The 22,148-nt window shown below is 46.8% G+C and carries 18 protein-coding genes and 1 CRISPR repeat array; of the genes, 11 read left to right on the top strand and 7 right to left on the bottom strand.

Going from position 1 to position 22,148, the window contains the following annotated elements:
• Positions 1-9: 9 nt before the first annotated feature.
• Together cas1c and cas2 are read left to right on the top strand one after the other, a co-directional pair.
• On the top strand, positions 10-1,041 hold the full coding sequence (cas1c, locus tag HRI97_RS12475) for a type I-C CRISPR-associated endonuclease Cas1c (RefSeq protein WP_253725834.1): 1,032 nt from the start codon (positions 10-12) through the stop codon (positions 1,039-1,041).
• A 15-nt stretch (positions 1,042-1,056) separates the two neighbouring features.
• On the top strand, positions 1,057-1,344 hold the full coding sequence (gene cas2 / locus HRI97_RS12470) for a CRISPR-associated endonuclease Cas2 (protein ID WP_016521200.1): 288 nt from the start codon (positions 1,057-1,059) through the stop codon (positions 1,342-1,344).
• Positions 1,345-1,527: 183 nt separating this feature from the next.
• A CRISPR array of direct repeats spans positions 1,528-7,360; the repeat unit is 31 nt; unit sequence GTCGCTCCCTTACGGGAGCGTGAATTGAAAC.
• Between the two features lie 104 nt (positions 7,361-7,464).
• Here the strand turns inward: cas2 and HRI97_RS12465 are convergent.
• Together HRI97_RS12465 and HRI97_RS12460 are read right to left on the bottom strand one after the other, a co-directional pair.
• Positions 7,465-7,842, bottom strand: coding sequence for a type II toxin-antitoxin system HicB family antitoxin (locus HRI97_RS12465; protein ID WP_253725832.1), 378 nt, complete (start codon positions 7,840-7,842; stop codon positions 7,465-7,467).
• A complete protein-coding gene (locus tag HRI97_RS12460) occupies positions 7,839-8,024 on the bottom strand; it encodes a type II toxin-antitoxin system HicA family toxin (protein WP_253725830.1) in 186 nt (61 codons plus the stop codon). The genes HRI97_RS12465 and HRI97_RS12460 overlap by 4 nt, the downstream gene beginning before the upstream one ends.
• A 480-nt stretch (positions 8,025-8,504) precedes the next feature.
• Between HRI97_RS12460 and HRI97_RS12455 the strand changes: the two genes are divergently transcribed.
• The 3 genes from HRI97_RS12455 to HRI97_RS12445 all read left to right on the top strand — a co-directional run bounded on the left by HRI97_RS12455 (position 8,505) and on the right by HRI97_RS12445 (position 10,127).
• Positions 8,505-9,338 carry a hypothetical protein gene (locus HRI97_RS12455; protein ID WP_253725828.1) on the top strand — a complete coding sequence of 278 codons (834 nt, stop codon included), beginning with the start codon at positions 8,505-8,507 and terminating at the stop codon, positions 9,336-9,338.
• Between the two features lie 214 nt (positions 9,339-9,552).
• Positions 9,553-9,750, top strand: coding sequence for a type II toxin-antitoxin system VapB family antitoxin (locus HRI97_RS12450; protein ID WP_021329616.1), 198 nt, complete (start codon positions 9,553-9,555; stop codon positions 9,748-9,750).
• On the top strand, positions 9,747-10,127 hold the full coding sequence (locus HRI97_RS12445) for a PIN domain-containing protein (RefSeq protein WP_021329701.1): 381 nt from the start codon (positions 9,747-9,749) through the stop codon (positions 10,125-10,127). The genes HRI97_RS12450 and HRI97_RS12445 overlap by 4 nt, the downstream gene beginning before the upstream one ends.
• Before the next feature lie 32 nt (positions 10,128-10,159).
• Here the strand turns inward: HRI97_RS12445 and HRI97_RS12440 are convergent, their stop codons facing one another.
• The 3 genes from HRI97_RS12440 to HRI97_RS12430 are packed head-to-tail and all read right to left on the bottom strand — an operon-like array spanning position 10,160 to position 12,028.
• Complete coding sequence (locus HRI97_RS12440; protein WP_253725827.1) at positions 10,160-10,933, bottom strand: DeoR/GlpR family DNA-binding transcription regulator; 774 nt, start codon at positions 10,931-10,933, stop codon at positions 10,160-10,162.
• Positions 10,934-10,949: 16 nt separating this feature from the next.
• Entirely contained in the window at positions 10,950-11,444 is a 495-nt protein-coding gene (locus HRI97_RS12435; protein WP_253725826.1) for a VOC family protein, read from the bottom strand.
• Positions 11,445-11,479: 35 nt separating this feature from the next.
• Complete coding sequence (locus HRI97_RS12430) at positions 11,480-12,028, bottom strand: SIS domain-containing protein (protein WP_253725824.1); 549 nt, start codon at positions 12,026-12,028, stop codon at positions 11,480-11,482.
• A 163-nt stretch (positions 12,029-12,191) separates the two neighbouring features.
• Between HRI97_RS12430 and HRI97_RS12425 the strand changes: the two genes are divergently transcribed.
• From HRI97_RS12425 to HRI97_RS12405, 5 genes are all read left to right on the top strand, one after another.
• Positions 12,192-13,130, top strand: coding sequence for a sugar ABC transporter substrate-binding protein (locus HRI97_RS12425; protein WP_253725822.1), 939 nt, complete (start codon positions 12,192-12,194; stop codon positions 13,128-13,130).
• A 67-nt stretch (positions 13,131-13,197) separates the two neighbouring features.
• Entirely contained in the window at positions 13,198-14,718 is a 1,521-nt protein-coding gene (locus HRI97_RS12420; RefSeq protein WP_253725821.1) for a sugar ABC transporter ATP-binding protein, read from the top strand.
• Positions 14,719-14,739: 21 nt separating this feature from the next.
• On the top strand, positions 14,740-15,717 hold the full coding sequence (locus tag HRI97_RS12415) for an ABC transporter permease (protein ID WP_301338893.1): 978 nt from the start codon (positions 14,740-14,742) through the stop codon (positions 15,715-15,717).
• Between the two features lie 68 nt (positions 15,718-15,785).
• Positions 15,786-17,270, top strand: a complete 1,485-nt coding sequence (xylB, locus tag HRI97_RS12410) for a xylulokinase (RefSeq protein WP_253725817.1) — start codon at positions 15,786-15,788, stop codon at positions 17,268-17,270.
• A gap of 66 nt (positions 17,271-17,336) precedes the next feature.
• Complete coding sequence (locus tag HRI97_RS12405; RefSeq protein ID WP_253725815.1) at positions 17,337-18,014, top strand: fructose-6-phosphate aldolase; 678 nt, start codon at positions 17,337-17,339, stop codon at positions 18,012-18,014.
• A 34-nt stretch (positions 18,015-18,048) separates the two neighbouring features.
• On the opposite strand, the gene cls is transcribed toward HRI97_RS12405, so the two are convergent.
• Positions 18,049-19,638 (bottom strand): cardiolipin synthase, encoded by a 1,590-nt coding sequence (cls, locus tag HRI97_RS12400; protein ID WP_253725813.1) that lies wholly within the window; start codon positions 19,636-19,638, stop codon positions 18,049-18,051.
• A 28-nt stretch (positions 19,639-19,666) separates the two neighbouring features.
• Entirely contained in the window at positions 19,667-20,206 is a 540-nt protein-coding gene (gene rbr / locus HRI97_RS12395; protein WP_180487199.1) for a rubrerythrin, read from the bottom strand.
• Between the two features lie 313 nt (positions 20,207-20,519).
• On the opposite strand from rbr, the gene HRI97_RS12390 reads away from it, so the two are divergent.
• Positions 20,520-22,148: a LysM peptidoglycan-binding domain-containing protein gene (locus HRI97_RS12390; RefSeq protein ID WP_253725811.1), complete on the top strand. Its 1,629-nt coding sequence runs from the start codon at positions 20,520-20,522 to the stop codon at positions 22,146-22,148.

The following is a 22,148-nucleotide window of genomic DNA, read 5'->3' as shown; positions in this document are numbered from 1 at the left end:
GGAGGATGTATGCAGCGCTTTCTTAACACGCTTTATATTACCACGCAAAAAACATATCTGCATAAAAAGGGGGAAGCGGTGGAAGTCGTTGCCGACCGCAAGGTGCTTGCGCTGATTCCTTTTATAACGCTCGACAGTATTATTTGTTTCGGGAATATTTTCGTCAGTCCGTTTTTGTTGGGCGCTGCGCCGAAGTATAATATTACGATAAGTTTTTTAACGGAAACGGGAAAATTCCTTGCACGCGTGCAGGGGCCTGTTGCGGGAAATGTGTTGCTTCGAAAGGAACAGTACAGAATTTCCGACGATAAAGAAAAGTCCGCTGCGCTTGCAAAATATTTTATTATCGGAAAATTGGCCAATCAAAAAACCGTGCTGCAGCGCTCGCTGCGCGATCACGGTGAAAAAATCGATGTCAAGAGAATGCAAGATGCCGTTGCGCTTTTGGGTTCGAATATCGATAAGGCGGAAAAAGAATGCGACTTGGATGTCTTGCGGGGAATTGAAGGCGATGCGTCGAAAGCATATTTTTCAGTCTTCGATGAATTAATTATTTCTCAAAAAGACGGATTCAAATTTGAAGGACGTAACCGGCGTCCTCCGCTCGACGCGGTAAATGCAATGCTTTCGTATGTGTACACGCTTTTGTATCACGATATGATAAGCGCTCTGGAATGCGTCGGTCTCGATCCTGCCGTCGGCTTTATGCACCGCGACAGGCCCGGCCGTTTAAGTCTTGCCCTTGATCTTGCTGAAGAGTTCCGTTCTTTTTTTGCCGACCGATTGGTTCTTTCGCTCATCAACCGAAATGAAGTTACCCCCGAACAATTTGAAAAAACCGCAAGCGGCGCCGTCAGCATGGATGAAGCGGCTCGCAAAACAGTAATTACCGCGTATCAAAAAAAGAAAGAAACCGTTATACAGCATCCATATGTAGAGAAGAGAATGCATCTCGCAATTTTGTTCCATACCCAAGCGCGGCTTTTGGCCCGGCACATACGCGGCGATATTGATGGCTACCCGGTATATCTTTGGAAATAAAAGAGGGGGCGCGCGATGATGATGCTGGTAAGTTATGATGTGGCAAAAGATGAAAAAGGGGAAAAGAGGCTTCGGCATGTGGCAAAGATTCTTGAAAATTACGGACAGCGCGTTCAATATTCCGTCTTTGAATGCTTGGTCGACCCTGCGCAATGGGTTGCGCTGAAAAGTAAATTGCTCAATGAAATAAATCCGAATTACGACAGCATCCGCTTTTACGCGCTCGGTGCAAATTGGGAGCGTAAGGTCGAACACGTAGGACAAAAAAAGCCGATCAATCCGCAAGGGGTTTTGATTTTATAATCGGATTTCCGGCTTTTCGGCTTTCCGGCCGCGAACGGGAAGCACACATTGGTTATTCATTCCGCTTGAATTTTATAACTTGTTATATTATAGTGAATTAGATATTGGCATTATAGTGTCCGAACTATGTTCGCGGAAATTATAGTGTAAATATCGATATTACAAAAAAATAACTGCTATACCGTCGCTCCCTTACGGGAGCGTGAATTGAAACATAACAGAAACGCCGAGCTGATAAAATTTACCGGGTCGCTCCCTTACGGGAGCGTGAATTGAAACTGATTTTGAGCGCTCCGTTGAGCGTTTGGATCCTGTCGCTCCCTTACGGGAGCGTGAATTGAAACTTACAACGAGGAGATGCTCCGACTGCTGATGTATGTCGCTCCCTTACGGGAGCGTGAATTGAAACCGGCTCTTCGTCTTCTGGTGGTGCCAATATCGGAGTCGCTCCCTTACGGGAGCGTGAATTGAAACTACTATTAAAGAGGTAAAAAATAGTGATAGTACGTCGCTCCCTTACGGGAGCGTGAATTGAAACACGATCTTTACCTTCAGACACCAATTTCGCGGGTCGCTCCCTTACGGGAGCGTGAATTGAAACCGCTGGTCAGACATCTACCCCTATACAGGCAACGTCGCTCCCTTACGGGAGCGTGAATTGAAACATGCGTTTTACTCTCCGTGCCACACGCTTTACAGTCGCTCCCTTACGGGAGCGTGAATTGAAACACGTGAGGATTGAGATGATAAAACCTAATCCGACGTCGCTCCCTTACGGGAGCGTGAATTGAAACGCTTTTTTAAGCTCGAGAGCGTTTGCAAGATCCGGTCGCTCCCTTACGGGAGCGTGAATTGAAACTACCCCTATACTCAGTCGCGCTATTTTGCCGCTCGTCGCTCCCTTACGGGAGCGTGAATTGAAACGCATACATGGCGGCGGCCTACGGGCTCGGAAAGAGTCGCTCCCTTACGGGAGCGTGAATTGAAACGAAACTTCGGCAAGATCAACTCCTTTTTTACGAGGTCGCTCCCTTACGGGAGCGTGAATTGAAACTGAGCTTCCCGTCGGCGCAAAGGCAAAAGGAAGTCGCTCCCTTACGGGAGCGTGAATTGAAACGCGCTCTAATCCTGTCTGCTTGCTAAAGTCCCGCGCGTCGCTCCCTTACGGGAGCGTGAATTGAAACCCGACCGTGCAGTTTCCGCGCTTTTACTTGGTGTCGCTCCCTTACGGGAGCGTGAATTGAAACGTTTATCACCAAAGCGATAGTTACTTCCAGTATCGTCGCTCCCTTACGGGAGCGTGAATTGAAACTAATCAGTTTGCCTCTGACGATCGTACTGTTAAGTCGCTCCCTTACGGGAGCGTGAATTGAAACTTAAAAAACGCTTAACAAGCGCCTTAATAACGAGGTCGCTCCCTTACGGGAGCGTGAATTGAAACTGCTAAGTCTGCTGATGTCTTTAAAGTGATGAGGTCGCTCCCTTACGGGAGCGTGAATTGAAACTGCTAATACTGGCGCTAATAACCTTGCTGCTCCTGTCGCTCCCTTACGGGAGCGTGAATTGAAACGACAATATGCGCTATCGATCCAATACGATACATGGTCGCTCCCTTACGGGAGCGTGAATTGAAACTATTGAAGAAGTTAAAAACAGTGACAGTACCGCGTCGCTCCCTTACGGGAGCGTGAATTGAAACTCAAAATCGTACTATTGAAGTCCCTTGTGGTAACGTCGCTCCCTTACGGGAGCGTGAATTGAAACAACATCGATTGAGCCGATCGAGCAAAGCTCGATGTCGCTCCCTTACGGGAGCGTGAATTGAAACGTATAATGCATCCCAGCAGCAGTTTGTTGAAAAGCGTCGCTCCCTTACGGGAGCGTGAATTGAAACTTTGGTTTATCTGATCGTGCGGTTTCCGCTTTATGTCGCTCCCTTACGGGAGCGTGAATTGAAACTAATCTTTTAGGTGCTACTCCCCCTGTACATTTGTCGCTCCCTTACGGGAGCGTGAATTGAAACAACATCGATAGATCCGATCGAGCAAAGCTCGATGTCGCTCCCTTACGGGAGCGTGAATTGAAACGCCGAATCTTGCGACTGCAACATTGGATATCACCCGCGTCGCTCCCTTACGGGAGCGTGAATTGAAACGCTTACGCTCGCGTCGTTGCGCGGTCTTGTTATGTCGCTCCCTTACGGGAGCGTGAATTGAAACGCCGTCTCAATGAAGTTGTTGAAAAGGATTTGGGTCGCTCCCTTACGGGAGCGTGAATTGAAACCCAAGCTCCAGAAGCCGTGAACGGGCTTTTTTGTCGCTCCCTTACGGGAGCGTGAATTGAAACGTATCAGCAGAACCCGAAGGCCAAGAAGGAGTTGTCGCTCCCTTACGGGAGCGTGAATTGAAACGTGGTAAGCAGGTGTTTGCTTGTTTGCGTCGTGGTGTCGCTCCCTTACGGGAGCGTGAATTGAAACTTATTACATAGTTTGCGACTTGGCTACAAAGGTGCGTCGCTCCCTTACGGGAGCGTGAATTGAAACCCCTTGTCATACTTTGTATAAGAGATGGCGTACGGTCGCTCCCTTACGGGAGCGTGAATTGAAACTCATTTCTAAACTCCTTATAACATTGTAATAAGTCGCTCCCTTACGGGAGCGTGAATTGAAACTGGCAAGTTTTATCAGCTCGGTGTTGCTATTCGGTCGCTCCCTTACGGGAGCGTGAATTGAAACTTGTCTATAGCAGGTTGCGCAACTTGCGTTTGATGTCGCTCCCTTACGGGAGCGTGAATTGAAACTGATAAGACAAATCAAACAACGATCGCGGCGGAGTCGCTCCCTTACGGGAGCGTGAATTGAAACTTAAGACTAAAAATCATGAGTGGTTGCTTGCGGTGTCGCTCCCTTACGGGAGCGTGAATTGAAACAATAGAAGATATTTTAACAAGCGTTTAACAAACGTCGCTCCCTTACGGGAGCGTGAATTGAAACATATTTGGCTTCTCATACTTCGCAAACTGTGACTCCGTCGCTCCCTTACGGGAGCGTGAATTGAAACACCGTCTCAACGAAGTTGTTGAAAAGGATTTGGGTCGCTCCCTTACGGGAGCGTGAATTGAAACGCGGCACCAGTGCCAGCGTCAGCAAGCATATCGGCGTCGCTCCCTTACGGGAGCGTGAATTGAAACTTTGCGTTATATCGCGTGCGGTGAGTACGGCGAGTCGCTCCCTTACGGGAGCGTGAATTGAAACACGACTATACAACGGAACGACCTGAGGAAGCACGTCGCTCCCTTACGGGAGCGTGAATTGAAACTCTTGAACAACTGAAAATGAAACTTGAGGCTCAAGTCGCTCCCTTACGGGAGCGTGAATTGAAACTGGCGGAGCCAATCTCGGAGTTAATATTCTTGGGTCGCTCCCTTACGGGAGCGTGAATTGAAACTTTTGTGACTGGCGGCCGTACTGGCACGGATAGGTCGCTCCCTTACGGGAGCGTGAATTGAAACAATAAAGCGCTCAAAATCAGATCTAATCGGATAGTCGCTCCCTTACGGGAGCGTGAATTGAAACACAAAATCCTGTTGAGATTCATTATACGCATTGGTCGCTCCCTTACGGGAGCGTGAATTGAAACTGAGGCAAATACTCGGGTGCATACGTAAGCGTAAGTCGCTCCCTTACGGGAGCGTGAATTGAAACTTGGTTTGTTGCGTAATCATGAGTTGTACGCTCTTGTCGCTCCCTTACGGGAGCGTGAATTGAAACCGTATCGTGCTGTTGCGTCTTTAGCTACATGAGTCGCTCCCTTACGGGAGCGTGAATTGAAACATATGATCTTCCGATCGGTTTTGATTTGTCTAAGTCGCTCCCTTACGGGAGCGTGAATTGAAACTAGTCCGCTTGTGGCTGCTGGTACCTCTGCCGGGTCGCTCCCTTACGGGAGCGTGAATTGAAACTTAGTCATAACAAAAAACCTCCGCAACAAAATGTTGCTCCCTTACGGGAGCGTGAATTGAAACTTTTTTCCAGATTTTAATAACTTACTACCAAGCGTCGCTCCCTTACGGGAGCGTGAATTGAAACTACGAGATACAGGCAGGGATACACCGGTATCCCGTCGCTCCCTTACGGGAGCGTGAATTGAAACGTTCGGATTTTACTGCCTTGACTTCTGCCGAATTAGTCGCTCCCTTACGGGAGCGTGAATTGAAACATTTTGAGTTGCTCAAGAGAAGCAGATATCTGCTGAGTCGCTCCCTTACGGGAGCGTGAATTGAAACATTTTTATCAGCCATCTGACCGTGTATCGTATTAGGTCGCTCCCTTACGGGAGCGTGAATTGAAACTTTATCGCTTGGTGCGTCGAGTTTATTACATTATGTCGCTCCCTTACGGGAGCGTGAATTGAAACCGTGCGGTAATTGTTGTAACTGTCGTGCTCAAAGTCGCTCCCTTACGGGAGCGTGAATTGAAACTGTTGCTGAACAAAATCAAATTACTCGTGATCGTCGCTCCCTTACGGGAGCGTGAATTGAAACCAAATCAGCAGATATCTGTTGAGACGCAATAGGTCGCTCCCTTACGGGAGCGTGAATTGAAACATTTTCAAACTCCTCACAAAATCAAAATCATTACGTCGCTCCCTTACGGGAGCGTGAATTGAAACTATTTTGGACGGAAACTCCAAGTTGGTAAAATTTGTCGCTCCCTTACGGGAGCGTGAATTGAAACACGCGGCGGAGAAACGTTTTATATTTTCGAAAGGTCGCTCCCTTACGGGAGCGTGAATTGAAACTACATCTTTAAAATTTTTTCTGCTGTGTATTACGTCGCTCCCTTACGGGAGCGTGAATTGAAACCGATTGGTTTTGATCTGTCTAAAACTCATATATGTCGCTCCCTTACGGGAGCGTGAATTGAAACAAGAATAGACTGCGCAATCACGAGACCACGCAAGTCGCTCCCTTACGGGAGCGTGAATTGAAACAAGAATAGACTGCGCAATCACGAGACCACGCAGTCGCTCCCTTACGGGAGCGTGAATTGAAACATTACACATAATAAAATCGGAATCATCATCAGGAGTCGCTCCCTTACGGGAGCGTGAATTGAAACATACGTTGTGTCGTTTAAGGCTCCCATTGTGCGGTCGCTCCCTTACGGGAGCGTGAATTGAAACAGCATTACAAACGGACACGGGGATATAATGCGTGTGGTCGCTCCCTTACGGGAGCGTGAATTGAAACGTCGAACATATCAATCACGACGCCGTGCTGTAAGGTCGCTCCCTTACGGGAGCGTGAATTGAAACTCGCACTCGGCGGGGGAGTATACGCAGGGGTAAAGTCGCTCCCTTACGGGAGCGTGAATTGAAACGCGGTGTCGGTATCGAACTACGATGGCAAATGGTAGTCGCTCCCTTACGGGAGCGTGAATTGAAACCTGCGTCCGCCCGTTTTTGCGGATATACGTTAGTCGCTCCCTCACGGGAGCGTGAATTGAAACTTATACTGGTATTTTATTTTGTTTGATTGTTTGTCGCTCCCTCACGGGAGCGTGAATTGAAACAGAAACGTTAATCTTGCGTATGTTTGACAGAGGTCGCTCCCTCACGGGAGCATGAATTGAAACGCTGTCGGCGAGGGGCGCGCGAAACGGTTTATGTCGCTCCCTCACGGGAGCGTGAATTGAAACCTGCGTCCGCCCGTTTTTGCGGATATACGTTAGTCGCTCCCTCACGGGAGCGTGAATTGAAACTTATACTGGTATTTTATTTTGTTTGATTGTTTGTCGCTCCCTCACGGGAGCGTGAATTGAAACCAGCCACCACTTTGATGTCTGAACGTTCCCGCTTGTCGCTCCCTCACGGGAGCGTGAATTGAAACGTAAATGTCTGAAATTGATCGCACTAGCAAACGTCGCTCCCTCACGGGAGCGTGAATTGAAACGGGACAACGTCGAACGATGCAGGCGTCCATGTGGTCGCTCCCTCACGGGAGCGTGAATTGAAACGCAGCTGGATGCAAAGGATGCGGCACAATTACTTGTCGCTCCCTCACGGGAGCGTGATAGCGATATTGCACCGACAACTATAATGCAGCTTTAAGCATTTATTGTCAAACAACGACATTCAGTTTTTTGCACAATGCGTCTTGTAAGGTCTGACTGAAATTGACTCCGGCTTTCTCCGCTTGAATATTAAGCCAAAACGGAATCGTTAAGGTTTTTTTTACTGCTTTCTCATTTACTTTAAATTCGCCACAAACAAGAGATACGAAACTCTTTTTATCGGTTTTAATTTTGTTTGCCGCCGACACCGTAGGTAAGGTATCGATCGTATAATCATCTTGCAAAAAAAGCTCCATTGTTTCAACAGCGTTTGCATACGCCTCGGATTCCGTATCGCCCTGCGTGAAACAACCGGGCAAATCGGGAAACTCTACCCAAAAACCGCCGTCTTCAGCGTGAAAAATAGCAGGATATATAACTTTCATTTCTTTACCTCCAAACCGGTTTCTTTCAGAATTGCCCCCAAAAGACCTTTCTTGACATCTTTACCGTGTACGGGAACCGAAACGGTTTTTCCGCCTTTTGCGAGTTTATGATGGCTGCCTCTTATTGATACTAACTCCCAGCCGTCTTTTAATAATAACTTCAAAAGGTCTTTGTCTTTCATGCTGAATGCAGTTATAACACGTATAACACGTGTTGTCAATAGGTTTTATGAAGTTAATAATAATACCGGATTATTGCGCAGTGCGGCGCTCGCGCGTATATCTTTATAAGCACGTAAAGCGGATAGGGGTATTTCACTTTTCCGGCAAACGGCAAAAAATACCCGCAATTCGGGCACAGTGGCCACTCGAGGTTATCTATGTTAAAATTATATCATTGTATCCTTTTGGGTGTAACAGCGTCGCTCCCTCACGGGAGCGTGAATTGAAAACATCAAAACTGCCGAAGCGGGAATGCTCGATTTCGTCATTTCCCTCGCTTGATCGTAAATTAAAACTATCCTGAAGACGAGACGACATGACTCGGCACTGTCGCCGGGCGTTTTCAAACTTTTTGACAAAGGCCGCCGATTACGTGTATAATAACTTGAAATTTAATTGATAAAAAGCGATTACAACGATTCGGTAATTACGGGGGCTGTATGAAAAAGATGTTCGCTGCACTGACTGCAGCTGTCATGTGCGTTTCTGTGTTTGCATTCGATGTCACGGAGTATGTTCCGCTCAAAGGTGCGGTGAAAAAGTATACGCGTATCGATTACGGCATTACGGCGAAATTCGGCGAGTATTTCCGTACACCCGAAATGAAAATCATTCACGTATTCGACAGAGCGGGACGGGAAATCGAATCGTCCGAGATGACGGGACGCGGAACGCTCGTCAATAAAATCAAAAATACCTACGACGCGTCGGGAAAACTTACCGCACAGGACGGCTACAATGCGGACAATGCGCTCATTTGGAAAAGTGCCGTCACGTATGGTGCGGCGGGAAATAAAACCGACGAATCCGAATACGGAAAAGACGGCGGATTAAAAAATAAAACGATGTACACGTATACCGGCAGCCTCCTCACCGATGAATCGTACTACGGCGCAGGCGGCGAGCTCGTGTGGAAAATCGTATATGCGTACGACGATGCAGGCAGGCTTTCGGTCGAAAATCATTATTATGCGGACGGTTCGCTTGACGAAGAGATCGACTACGCGTATACGGACGGCGGCAAAATCGACGCGATTACGTTTATCGACGGGACGGGCGCGGTACAAAAGCGCAGTTACTTCCGTTACGGCAGCGACGGCGTGCTCAACGAAATCACGACGAGCGACGCCGAAGGAAAAACGATCGCCCGTGAAATTTACAAATACGACACCGCCGGCAATATCGCACGGATTTCTTCGTATGCAGTCGCAAAAAAATTCGGCACGACGGTTACCGAACTCGTCGGTATGTCGGAACTGACGTACGAGTATTGACGATAAAGCGCCGCATCCGTAAACGGAGCGGAAAACCGTACGACAGGCGGCGGTGTTTTAAAAGCGGGCGCGAACTTCGTTTCCGTCCGCGACGCCGCGGATTACACGACGATCAGCCGTACATTGTTTTCGGATGATAAATCTGCGCAAAGAATACGCACTTATCATAGACAATGCAGATAGTCTGTTTTAATAATATGTAGACGGAGGGTATATGAAAACAACGATTGTACTGGAAGACGTAAAACTTAAAAAGGCTTTTGCCCTTACAAAAATTAAAACAAAAACCGAATTAATCGATGTTGCTTTAGATAATCTTATAAAGAGATATCAAATACAAAATATAAAGAAATATTTCGGAAAAAGCGATTTAAAAATCGATCTTGATTCAATGAGGAAAAGAGAACAATGATTCTCGTAGATACCTCGGTATGGATTAATTATTTTAAAGGTCGTGAAGAAGTAAAACGGCTCGATACGTTTATAGAAACCAATTCTATTGTCGTAAACGATTTAATTTTAGCAGAATTGTTGCCGTTTATAAATCAAAAGAAAGAATATGAATTACGAAATCTACTTTTAAATATTGAAAAAGTCGTCTTACATATAAATTGGAACGAAATTATTAAAATGCAGACGGAAAACTTGAAGAACGGTATCAATAAGGTCGGTGTACCGGATTTGGTTATAGCACAAAATGTAATACAACATAACCTATATCTGTATTCAATGGATAAACATTTTAAATTCATGAGCAAATTATTTCCGATCAAACTGATAGAATTTTAATCTCGTATGTATATTTGAAAACGGTATGACGGCTACACGACGATCAGCCGTACATTGTTTTCGGCGATCTGTTCGGCGTATTCTCGGGGAATTCCCGAATCGGTGATGACCGTCGTAAAATCGCTTATCTTTGCGAACGAACATGTGCTCACCAAACCGAATTTCGACGAATCGATGAGGAGCACTTTTTCTTTGCTCGATTTGATGATCGCGTGCTTGAGCGGTGCGTCTTCGACGTATGCGCATGTCGGCCCCATTTCAAGTTCGTAGCCCGTCGCTCCGATAAAGGCGATGTTTGCGCGGTAGCGCTGTATCGCTTTGATCGATTCCTGATCGTAAAAGACTTTCGGTTTATGCGAAAAAACGCCGCCCGGGGTAATAACGGTGCTGTTCGGCAATTTCGTCAAAATGCTGAGCGCGTTAAAGCTCGACGATATCGCGGTACACGAAAAATCGTTCGGCAGCTGTTCCGCCAAAAGTTGTACGGTCGATCCCGAATCGAAAAAGATGACGTCGTTTTGACGGATAAGCGTGGCGGCTTTTTGAGCGATAAGCAGTTTGAGCGCTTTGTTTTTTTGCTGCTCTTCATCCGCGATATAAGCCGTATCGTTTTGTTCCGCACCTGAAACCGGTACGACGCCGCCGTACACTTGAGAGACGAGGTTGTTTTCGCCGAGCAGCTGCATATCTCTGCGGATCGTCATCTCCGATACGTGTAAAAATTGCGAGAGTTGCTTAATCGTTAAAAATTGTGAATTTTTTATTAATTTTGCTTCTTGTATTTGCCGTTCGTTCAATAGTTTCATAACGTGCCGGTTGCTGTCACGGAAATACGGCTTCCGGCTCGTGTCTGCGAAGCGGCCGCTGTATCAGTTCATAGGTTATGCCGTATACCTCTTCCGTATCAAGATACGCAAAATGACCGTCGCCGTCAAGCCCGAAACCGCCGCCTTCCATAACGACGGAAAAGCCGGCTTTTCGTGCGGCTGCGAGTTCTTTTTGTATGTCGGCGACATAGATTCCCAAATGCTGAACGCCGTATCCGTGCTTTTCGATAAAATCGGTATAAATCGTTTTCCCTTCGAGGTTTTGTATCAGCTCGATTCTCGTTTTGCCGAAATAGCTGAGCGCGATCTTTGCTTTGTAGCGAATCGGTTTTCCCCGGTAATTCATAAACGAAAGCAGCGGTGCGCCGTACGTGTAGACTTTCCAATCGCCGATCCCGAATTTTTCATAATACGCTTTTACCGCCGCATCGACATCCGGTACGACGTAACCGATTTGCCCGATCGACAGATCCAAAAACGACGCTTTCATAATGCCTCCATTGTGATTTTGCGAAACGACAGCCGCTATTCGACGTTCGTATGCCGCTTGATGATTTGTTCGACCGGAATATCGCCGCTCATCTTTTCGATTATCGCCTCTCCGATGATAAAGACGACCTGCTCAAACAGCGTCCGCATCAGCTGCCGGCTGCAGCCGCCCGTTCCGTCGAGCGTATATGCGGTCGGAATGCGCAAAACGGTGTCTGCGACATTTTGCGGGATCGGATTCGGAGAGGCGGTGAATAAAAAGATATCGACGCCGACTTTTTTTAATCGCTCCAGCACGGCAATGATGGAAGGCGTTTCCCCTGAACCGGATGCCGCAACGATGAGATCGCCTTTTTCTGCCGGCGGACAGGGGATATTTCCTGCGACAAAAGCATTGTACCCCAAGTGGTTCAAACGCATGCAAAACGCTTCCAGCATGATTTTCGACCGCCCCGCGCCTATGACGAACACGTTTTTTGCCGATTGTATCTTTTGAATGAGGATGTCCACTTGAGAGATGTCGATTTGTGCGAAGGTATCGCTTATTTCGCCTATAATCGACATACCGCATTGCTGTATCGTCATCGCGGAAGCCTCCTATGATGATAAAGTAATAACATAATTATCACATATAATGATAATTATGTCAATAAAAATATATTTTTGGTATTATTTAAACTTTTTACTTGACAGATTACCATTTTCATGTTTGAATATTAACATAATGGTATAATCCAGGAGGACTACTATGAAAAAACTTCGTATAGCGGGCGTCGTGCTTGCGCTTATTGCGTTCGGTACGGCGACATTGACGGCTACCGGAACTGCGGATTCCGCCAAGAGCGGGAAAAGGGTGTTCGGTTTAACATATTGGGCTGCGAGCGATTTCTTTGAGACGATCGCGAATACCGTAAAAGCCGCGGCGGAAGCGAACGGTGATGAAGTTATCATTATCGAAGCACAGCAAGACAACCTCAAACAGCTTAACATCATAGAAGACTTTATTACTCGCGGCGTTGATGCGGTGTTTTTAAATCCCGTTGATCGCGATGCCATCAAACCGGCGCTTGTCAATTTGCGAAAAGCGGGTATTCCGGTTATCAACTTCGATACTTCTGTTGCCGATTTATCCTATGTCAATTCTTATATCGCATCGGATAACGTAGGAGCCGGCGTTCTTTGTGCACAGGCTATCAACAAGCAGTTTCCCGCCGGCGGAGAAATAGCGATTCTCGATTATCCTGCAAACAGCGCTTGCCTTGATCGCACCCAAGGTTTTATGAAAACGATCAATAAAAACTTTAAAGTCGTCGATCAATTCGACGCACAGGGCAAACCCGATCCGGGTCTTGAAAAAGCGACTGATATTCTTACTGCGCATCCGAATTTAAAAGCGATTTTTTGTGTAAACGATCAGTGCGGCATGGGTGCTTTCGGTGCTATTCGAGCAGCCAATTCCAAAGTGGTCGTTGTCGGTGTCGACGGTGCGCCGGAATCGAAACAGGTTATCGTACAGGGGACGCAGTTTATCGGTACGGCGGCGCAGTCGCCGATCGCGATCGGAAAAAAATCCATAGAAGTTGCATATAATATTCTCGCAGGGAAACCATACGAAAAAGAATTTTATGTTCCGACTTTTTGGATCGATAAAAACAATGCCGGAAAATATTTGAATTCTTGGCAATAAGCGATTGATAATCGGCGGATTTTGTAAAAAGATTCGCCGATTTTTTCAAAATTATAGAAATACGGGCATGGCAATACACGATACGGAAAATCGGCAAATAAAAGGAAAGCTTGTCCTGGAGATGAAAAATATCTGCAAATCATTTCCGGGAGTTAAAGCGCTTGATAATATAAATTTTGATGTACGTTCCGGGGAAGTTCACGCACTGCTCGGAGAAAACGGTGCCGGAAAATCTACGCTCATAAAAATACTCGGCGGCATTTATCCTGCCGACAGCGGTTCGATTTTTATCGAGGGCAAAGAAGTGCATATCGCCGATGCGCATTCCGCTTTTTTGCACGGCGTAAGCATCATCCATCAAGAACTGATGATTTTGCCGGAATTGACGATAGCTGAAAATATTTTTCTCGGCAAGCAGATAATGAAAAATCGTTTCTTTATCGATTCGCGTACGATGAATAAAGAGACGGAAAAGATGCTCGGCGATTTTGACTTGCATTTTTCGCCGACAATGAAAGCCAAAAAATTAAGTATCGCAAATCAACAGATGATAGAGATTATCCGTGCTATTTCCTTCGGAGCCCGCATAATAGTCATGGATGAACCGACTTCCTCCATTTCGGAAAAAGAAGTCGCAGTTTTGTTTGAAACGATTCGAACACTGGTGTCGAAAAACATCGCGATCATTTATATTTCGCATCGTATGAACGAACTCAGCAAAATAACGGATAGAATCACCGTTTTACGCGACGGACAGTATATCGGTACGGTAAATACGAAAGACACTACAAACACCGAACTTATTTCGATGATGGTCGGACGAAAGTTGACAAACTATTATACGAAAGATGCGTCTCATGCCGGAGATGTTATTTTAAAGGTTTCTCATTTGAGCGATGGAGAGCTGGTACGCGACGTAACATTTGATCTGCGAAGAGGCGAAGTGCTCGGTTTTGCCGGTTTAATCGGTGCAGGCAGGTCGGAAACGATGAAGTGTCTTTTCGGCTTGACGGAAAAACGGTCGGGAGAAATCGAACTCGAAGGAAAACCGCTTTATATTCGTAACGTTAAAGATGCCGTAAAATTCGGATTCGGACTTGTTCCCGAAAACAGGAAAACGGAAGGTATCTTTCCCGTAAAAGATATTCTGTTTAATACGACGATAGAAGTGCTCGATTCTTTTATTCACGGAATTTTTGTCGACGCCGAAAAAGAAACGGAAACGGCGGAAAAATACAGTACAAAGATGAAAGTAAAAGCGACTTCGCTTAAACAAGCTGTAAATAAATTAAGCGGCGGTAATCAGCAAAAAGTGGTTATTGCTCGATGGCTTGCCGTAAATCCGAAAATATTAATTTTGGACGAACCGACACGCGGAATCGATGTCAACGCAAAAGCGGAGATCTATTTTATAATCAACGAGCTTGTCAAAAACGGTATGTCTATTATATTGATTTCTTCCGAACTTCCCGAACTTATCAATATGAGCGATAGGATCGTCGTGATGAGCAACGGTTTTGTTACGGGTATTTTGGATACGGATTTTACGCAAGAAAAGATAATGAAGCTGGCTGTGCAGGATATGTAAAACAACGTAGGGGTATATAGTATGAGTGATGGCAAAGTGTCAAAGTTACAGCGCATACCGGGCTATGCGAATATTAAAGAGCAACTCGGGATTATAATCGGGTTATTGCTTTTATGCGTATTACTGAGCGTGCTTTCGAGCGTTTTTTTAACATCGAGAAATTTTTTCAATGTCCTCTTACAGCTTGCGAATAATATGTTTTTATCATGCGGTATGCTGCTTGTTATTTTAACGGGAGGTATCGATCTTTCCGTAGGTTCCACCATTGCGGTTACCGGTTGTTTTGTCGCCGGTTTTATCACAAATTACAATATGCCGGCTGCAGTTGCCGTTTTGCTGGCGCTGCTTATCGGAGTTTTGATCGGTATTATAAATGCAAGCTTGATTTCTTTTACCGGAATACCGGCATTTATTATCACGCTTGCAACGATGAACATCGGGCGCGGCGTTGCGCGGCTGTATACAAGTTCAAAAACGATAACCGTCGATAATGATTTTTTTGCATTTATCGGAACAGGCTATCTTTTTAATGTTGTACCCATCCAAGTGGTTTACATAATTCTCGTTTGCACGGTTACGGGAATTTTATTAAATAAAACGAAATTCGGACGAAGCCTTTATGCTACCGGAGGTAATCCTGTTGCGGCGTCTTTCAGCGGTATCAATACAAAACGGGTAATTTTTACCGTTTACGTATTCAGCTCGCTTATGGCGGCGATTGCAGGCATTTGCCTGGCTTCACGGATGTACAGCGGCACATCAACGTCGGGACAGAGCGCTGAAATGGACGCGATTGCAGCTGTTGTTCTCGGCGGTACGAGTATGACCGGCGGTATCGGTAATTTATTCGGTGTTATCATCGGCGTTTTGCTTATTGCGATTTTGAGTAACGGATTAAATTTGCTCGGCATCGATTCTTCGTGGCAGCTCGTCGTAAAAGGTATCGTTATTATTATCGCCGTGCTGCTTGACTTTTTTAAGAAAAAACGTGAAATCTGATCTGGCGGGCACCGCTAAAAACGTGCCTGTGTTTTCGGAGATGCTGTCACAGCAATAGCGGAGATCGTATGTATTTTTTGGGAATAGACTGCGGTACGCAAGGCACAAAAGCCGTCATCTTCGATTCCGAAAAAGGAACGGTTTTATCAAAGGGCTATGCAAAACACGATATCATTGCGGATGATCGCGGGGTACGTGAACAAAATGCACTTTGGTGGATAGACGCACTTAAGGGCGCTGTTCGCAAAGCGCTTGTACAAGGTAATATCGACGGAAAAAAAATTGCCGCCTGTGCCGTATCGGGACAGCAGCACGGACTTGTTTTGCTGAATAAAAACGGAGACGTGATCCGTAACGTAAAATTATGGAACGATACGTCGACTGCATCGTTTAATGATAAGATCATCGATGAAATCGGTTCCGCCGATGCGGTACGAGCCGAAATAGGTACGTCATTTCCTGTCGGGTTCACGGCAAGTAAGATACGATATGTATGCGAGCAAGAGCCTGATATATGGGGACAGACAGCGCACGTTTTACTCCCGCACGATTATATTAATTATTACTTGACCGGAAAATACGCTACCGAAAGCAGCGAAGCGAGCGGTACCGGTTACTACGATGTCGTACATAAATGTTATTCTGAAAGGATGATGAACGCTGTCGATCCGACAGGTAAACTTGTTCGGTGTATACCGCCGGTTATTCCGTGGGATGTGCCTCTCGGTAAAATCACCGCCCGTGCGGCAAGCGATCTCGGGCTTTCGATGGATACGATCGTTGCTGTCGGCGGCGGTGATAACACGATGGGTGCGGTCGGAACTTCGGCAGTCGTTCCCGGACATTGTACGATGAGCTTGGGAACGAGCGGAACGGTATGTCTCTTCTCTCCGACGGTTAAAACAGGAACCGATAATCTTATCCAAGTGTATGATGTGTTAAACAGCTATCTTGCGACGGTATGCACGCTCAATGCAACATCCGCAGCAAATATCGTGCAGGATTTGTTTAAGCTATCTGTAAAAGAATTTGACGAGCATATCGATAAGGCGCATCCGGGCAGCGAAGACGTTTTCGTGTTGCAATATTTCAACGGAGAGCGGATGCCGCCGCTTCCTCATGCGCGCGGGCATATTAAGCATCTTACGATGCAAAATTGCAAGGCTGAAAATATTATCAGAGCGACGGCGGAATCCGTTATTTATACATTGCGGTGGGGTTACGATAAATTATTGAAAAGCTTTCCTATGCCCGAGAAATTTATTATTACAGGCGGCGGCGGAAATTCGGCTCCGTGGCGGCAGATCGTCGCGGATGTGTTCGATATGCCGGTACACGTCATGAAAAGCGATGAAGGCGGCGCATTCGGAGCTGCCCTTCAAGCCTTGCATATACTCGACAAAAGTAAAACGCTTTCGACATTTTGTGAACAATATATCGCTTTTGATGATGCAAAAAAAGCATTTCCCCGAGCGGATGTCGTCGAAAAATATAAAGACTGTTTTGCGGAATTCAAAGAACTTGTTTCTTCCGAATATTCGATAGCGATGTAGACAAAGTTATATTTTGTACTATCCTAAAATCCGCGTTTCAAGTACAGTGATCTACGGAGGTATGCAATGGAACTCATGCTCGATACGGCAAACATCGACGAAATTACGGAAGGAATCGGCTGGCTTCCGATTTCGGGCATTACGACGAATCCGACGATCCTAAAACGCGAACGGCCTGCGGATTTTTTTGCGCATTTGAAAAAGATCAAAAGCCTATGCAAAAACATCTGTCCGCTGCACGTGCAGGTTTCCAGCGGCCGCTGTGACGAAATGCTTGACGACGCCGAGCGGATTATTCGTGAACTCGGCAGCGACACTTTCGTTAAAATACCGGTTACGCAGGACGGACTCGCGGCGATAAAAGCGCTTTCCGCAACGGGACGGCACGTCACCGCGACGGCGATCTATTCGACGGTGCAGGGCGCGCTCGCGATGATGAGCGGGGCACAGTATCTTGCGGTGTACTACAACCGGATTATGAACATCGGCGGTGATCCCGACCGCGTCATCCGCGAGCTTTCCGGTTTGACCGCGTCTTCGAACGGCGATTGTAAAATTCTCGGAGCAAGCTTTAAAAATACGGGACAGCTTGTCGCCGCGTTCGTAAACGGAGCGGAAAGCTGTACGGCAAGCTGCGATATTTTAAAAGCCGGCGCGAACTTCGCTTCCGTCCGCGACGCCGTGGATGCGTTCAACAGAGATTGGAAATCGATGTACGGCGACAAGACGATCGCAAAATTGTAATATTTATTAATTATTAATTTCTTACCGTGCGCCGCTAGAGAAGCGGCGCGAACACTCTGAATATGCGTCCGATAATGCGGCGGTAGATCGGTGTCTTTTTGTATGTCGCTTTCGTTATTTCGGCACTCTGCGCTTTTGCTTTTTGAAAGTCGGCTTCGATCTCCGCGACGACCGGAAGTTTGTAGATAAACGCCGCATCTTCAAACTGGTCGAAGAGGCTTCGGTAATCGAGATTGATCGAACCGACGACGGCCGTCGTATCGTCGGAGATGAACATCTTCGCGTGAATGAAGCCGGGCGAAAACTCATATACGCGCACGCCGTTTTCGACGAGCGTATTGATAAACATGCGTCCCGTACAAAACGTGACAAAGTGATCGATCGTACGCGGAACGATCAGCGTCACGTCCACTCCGCGCCGCGCGGCAAAGATGAGCGCGTTCATCATTTGGTTGTCGATGATGACGTAGGGCGTCGTTATATGCACGTATCTTTTTGCCTGCGTGACGATATAGTAATAGACGTTTTCCGCGATGTCCTGATTATTGTAAGCATTGTCGCTGTACGGAATGACGATTCCCGGCACGTCGTATTTTTTATAACGCAAGTCGAGATAGGTGTTGATATCCTCTTTCGTTTCGGTGACGATATCCCAGAGTTCCAAAAACATGCCGGTAAACGAGCGCACGGCCGGCCCCGACACGCCGATAACGGTATCTTTCCAGTAGCCGTATTTATGCGTTTCGTTGATATACTGATCGGTCAAATTGATGCCGCCGGTAAATGCCGTTTTCCCGTCGACGATGCAGATTTTTCGGTGATCGCGGTTGTTGAGATATGCGGTGAATATCGGTATGACCGGTGTAAAGATTGCCGCCTGCAAACCGAGCGAACGCAGATATTTTTGATAGCTTCGCGGAGAAAGCGGCGCGCAGCCGAAGCCGTCGTACATGATGCGGATTTCGACGCCTTCATTACGCTTTTCAATGAGAGTATCGAGAATCGTTCCCCACATGAGGCCGGGGAAGATTGCAAAATATTCCATAAAGATGAATTTTTTTGCAGCCTTCATCGCTCGTATCATTTCGGGAAAGGCGTCTTCGCCGCTCGGATAATATGTGATGTCGCTGTGCAAATACGGTAAAAAAAATGCGGAATTTTTCAAATAAGTTACGATATCGCGTATTTCCGGATACGGAAGTTTTTCTTCTTTGTATGTTGAATTAATAATTTTTCGTGCGGCGTTTTTATCCGCGCGGGAAATCTGCTTTTGCATTTTGCTCGTCAGCGTTTGATAGTGTACTAAAATGTAAAAGCAGATTCCGCTTAGGGGAAAGATAAAGATCGGAAGCAGCCATGCGAGTTTGTATTCGTTTTTGCTTTCTCTGTTTATTAAAAAAACAAAAAATACGAGACTCGCACAGAGGCTGACGGCAAGGAAGTATTCTATGGACGAACCGAGCCATAGAAAAAAACCGACAAACAGCAAAAGCTGCAAAACGAGCAGCAGAATCATAAAGACGAGCCTGCCGTAAATCAGCGACTGCACGATCGGCATGGTAAGCCATTTGTGATACTCGCTGTCTTTACTTCGGTCGATTTTTTTTCTTCGTTTTGCCGTCATATACCCCCGATTACCGGCTTTCCGTTAATTAATAATTTTCAGCGCGGATTTCGAAAAAGCTTTGCGGATGCGCGCACACCGGGCAAACATCGGGAGCTTTTTTCCCGACGACGATGTGTCCGCAGTTCCGGCATTGCCAAATCCGATCATCGTCTCTCGAAAACACGATACCGTCTTCGACGTTTTTAAGCAATTTTCGATAACGCTCTTCGTGCGTTTTTTCGATCGCACCGACTCCTTCAAAGAGTTTCGCGATTTTATCGAAGCCTTCGTCTTTTGCGACTTTCGCAAATTCGGCGTACATATCGGTCCACTCGTAGTTTTCGCCGGCTGCAGCGATTTTTAAATTTTCCGCCGTCGTACCGATGCCGCCGTTGAGCAGCTTATACCATATTTTCGCATGCTCTTTTTCGTTGTGCGCCGTCTCTTCAAACAGCGCGGCGATCTGTTCGTATCCGTCTTTGCGCGCTTTGCTCGCAAAATAGAGATACTTCGTGTGCGCTTGCGATTCTCCGGCAAACGCAGTTTTAAGATTTTCTTCTGTCTTTGAACCTTTCAGTTGTGCCATAGCAACCTCGAATAACATATTATGAGCCGCGCGCCGCGACGTTTGCCGAAGCGTTCATCACTGTGCGAACCGTGTTTTGCAACGCAAAAACCGGAAATAATAAAAAATTTTATTACGGCTTCGTCCAATATACATAGCTGTAGTCGATTATACTGTGAAACACGGCATAAGGAAAGAGGCAATGATGCCGACAATATAATAGATTGAATATCGAGTTTCGAAAGTATTTCTGAATAGCCGAACCTGATAGTACGGACGCATTGCGTTATATTCGGTTTCAGTGTATCATAGTTGTGACAGTTGAGGGTGTTTTATGAAGATGATCGGAATCAAACTTGCGGACGGTTCGTTTTATCCGCTGCTCGAAGAAGGCGTATCTGCAAAGAAAACGCTTGACTTGACGACGGCGCGTGACAATCAAACCGCTATCGTGGTCGATTTATACCGCTCGGAAACGAATTCCATGGAAGGTGCGGAGTATGCGGCGACGTTGCGGATCGATAACCTCGTCGCTCACCCGAACGGCGAGCCGGACATATCGTTTACCGTCGCTCTCGACGAAGAAAATAAACTTTTTGCGGAAATCAACGACGGCGAATCCGGGAAGCACAATACGGTTACGGTCTCCCTTGGCGAACGAACCGCCCCCGAGCATACCGGCAGCGATAATCGATACGGGCCTGCGATTACGGCGGGAGCCGCGCTTGCAGCCGGAGGATTGATGCATGCGGCGTCAAATGAAAAATCTGAAGACGATGCGCTCGATTTCAGCGATCTTGATTTGCCGGAAGAATTGGATTTGACAAAACCGGATACGCAGGATTCCGCCGGCGATGCGGTTTCAGCCTTTTCCGATGCGGCAAACGATGCCGCCGATATAATGCCGGAAAGCGATATGTTTACGCCGCCGGTTTCTTCGACGGAAGCGCCGGAGAAAAACGGTTTCGATACGAAATCCTTTGATGCCTCCGATGATGTGCGGTTCGGCGATATCGATATTTCGACCTTCGACGCGGTGCCGCAGACGGAACAAACGCTTGACGGAAGCGGCGACTTTCATTTCGATGCGGTGGATCTGCCGTCGTTTGATGAACTGGCGGCGCAAAAATCAGATGACAACACGTCATTCGAATCTTTTGAAGATAATAGCGTTTTCGGATCCGAGGATATTCCCGTTTCGAAAGACGCATTTTCTGATACGGAATCGACTGCAGATGTACAAGCGGCATCCGACAGCACCGATGACTTTCATTTCGATGCGTCGGCTTTGCCTGTATTTGATGAAACGCCGCCCGCACAAAGCGATGTTTCGGATATCGGTGCGGCATCCGGCAGCGATTCTTTTTCGGATGATTTTTTTGACGGCATCGATATACCGACAAACGAAACGGACGGTGCCGCACGGAATATCGATTCGCTCGATGATTTGGAATTCGGCGAAACCGATGATACAAAAACACAAGAGGGGACTACCGCTACGAAATACCAACCTGAAAAAACGATCAAAAAAAAGACAAAAGTGCCTGTGCTTATCTGCCTGCTGTGCGCGTTAATCTGCGTTATAGCGACGATATTGATTTTGTTTGTGATACCGTCAAAGTACAACGTACTCTTATCGCGGGCGTCTCATCAAAATAATATTTTCGTTTTGCCGCCGAAAGATACGGCAGCAGCTCCGCAGGAGACGCAGGTTTTGCCCGCAAAGCCTGATGAAATCGTCGTTGCACCGAAAGCCGAAGCGCTTGCACCCGTACGTCCTGCCGCCGCTTCGAAATCGACCGGAGACATCGTGTACCGCATCAAATGGGGCGATACGCTGTGGGATATAGCCGACGCGTATTATAAAAATCCGTGGCGCTATCCGCGGATCGCCCGGTACAACAATATCAAAAATCCCGATTATATCATTTCGGGAACGACGATACGCATTCCGGCAGAGTAA

The sequence above is a fragment of the Treponema socranskii subsp. buccale genome (assembly GCF_024181585.1).
GTDB classification, from domain to species: domain Bacteria; phylum Spirochaetota; class Spirochaetia; order Treponematales; family Treponemataceae; genus Treponema_D; species Treponema_D buccale.
This window is presented reverse-complemented; position numbering and strand designations above follow the sequence as displayed.

Excerpts from the sequence above, each read along its gene's own strand:
- cas1c (WP_253725834.1), top strand. The coding sequence starts at position 10 with ATGCAGCGCTTTCTTAACACGCTTTATATTACCACGCAAAAAACATAT.
- cas2 (WP_016521200.1), top strand. The coding sequence starts at position 1,057 with ATGATGATGCTGGTAAGTTATGATGTGGCAAAAGATGAAAAAGGGGAA.
- HRI97_RS12465 (WP_253725832.1), bottom strand. The coding sequence starts at position 7,842 with ATGAAAGTTATATATCCTGCTATTTTTCACGCTGAAGACGGCGGTTTT.
- HRI97_RS12460 (WP_253725830.1), bottom strand. The coding sequence starts at position 8,024 with ATGAAAGACAAAGACCTTTTGAAGTTATTATTAAAAGACGGCTGGGAG.
- HRI97_RS12455 (WP_253725828.1), top strand. The coding sequence starts at position 8,505 with ATGAAAAAGATGTTCGCTGCACTGACTGCAGCTGTCATGTGCGTTTCT.
- HRI97_RS12450 (WP_021329616.1), top strand. The coding sequence starts at position 9,553 with ATGAAAACAACGATTGTACTGGAAGACGTAAAACTTAAAAAGGCTTTT.
- HRI97_RS12445 (WP_021329701.1), top strand. The coding sequence starts at position 9,747 with ATGATTCTCGTAGATACCTCGGTATGGATTAATTATTTTAAAGGTCGT.
- HRI97_RS12440 (WP_253725827.1), bottom strand. The coding sequence starts at position 10,933 with ATGAAACTATTGAACGAACGGCAAATACAAGAAGCAAAATTAATAAAA.
- HRI97_RS12435 (WP_253725826.1), bottom strand. The coding sequence starts at position 11,444 with ATGAAAGCGTCGTTTTTGGATCTGTCGATCGGGCAAATCGGTTACGTC.
- HRI97_RS12430 (WP_253725824.1), bottom strand. The coding sequence starts at position 12,028 with ATGACGATACAGCAATGCGGTATGTCGATTATAGGCGAAATAAGCGAT.
- HRI97_RS12425 (WP_253725822.1), top strand. The coding sequence starts at position 12,192 with ATGAAAAAACTTCGTATAGCGGGCGTCGTGCTTGCGCTTATTGCGTTC.
- HRI97_RS12420 (WP_253725821.1), top strand. The coding sequence starts at position 13,198 with ATGGCAATACACGATACGGAAAATCGGCAAATAAAAGGAAAGCTTGTC.
- HRI97_RS12415 (WP_301338893.1), top strand. The coding sequence starts at position 14,740 with ATGAGTGATGGCAAAGTGTCAAAGTTACAGCGCATACCGGGCTATGCG.
- xylB (WP_253725817.1), top strand. The coding sequence starts at position 15,786 with ATGTATTTTTTGGGAATAGACTGCGGTACGCAAGGCACAAAAGCCGTC.
- HRI97_RS12405 (WP_253725815.1), top strand. The coding sequence starts at position 17,337 with ATGGAACTCATGCTCGATACGGCAAACATCGACGAAATTACGGAAGGA.
- cls (WP_253725813.1), bottom strand. The coding sequence starts at position 19,638 with ATGACGGCAAAACGAAGAAAAAAAATCGACCGAAGTAAAGACAGCGAG.
- rbr (WP_180487199.1), bottom strand. The coding sequence starts at position 20,206 with ATGGCACAACTGAAAGGTTCAAAGACAGAAGAAAATCTTAAAACTGCG.
- HRI97_RS12390 (WP_253725811.1), top strand. The coding sequence starts at position 20,520 with ATGAAGATGATCGGAATCAAACTTGCGGACGGTTCGTTTTATCCGCTG.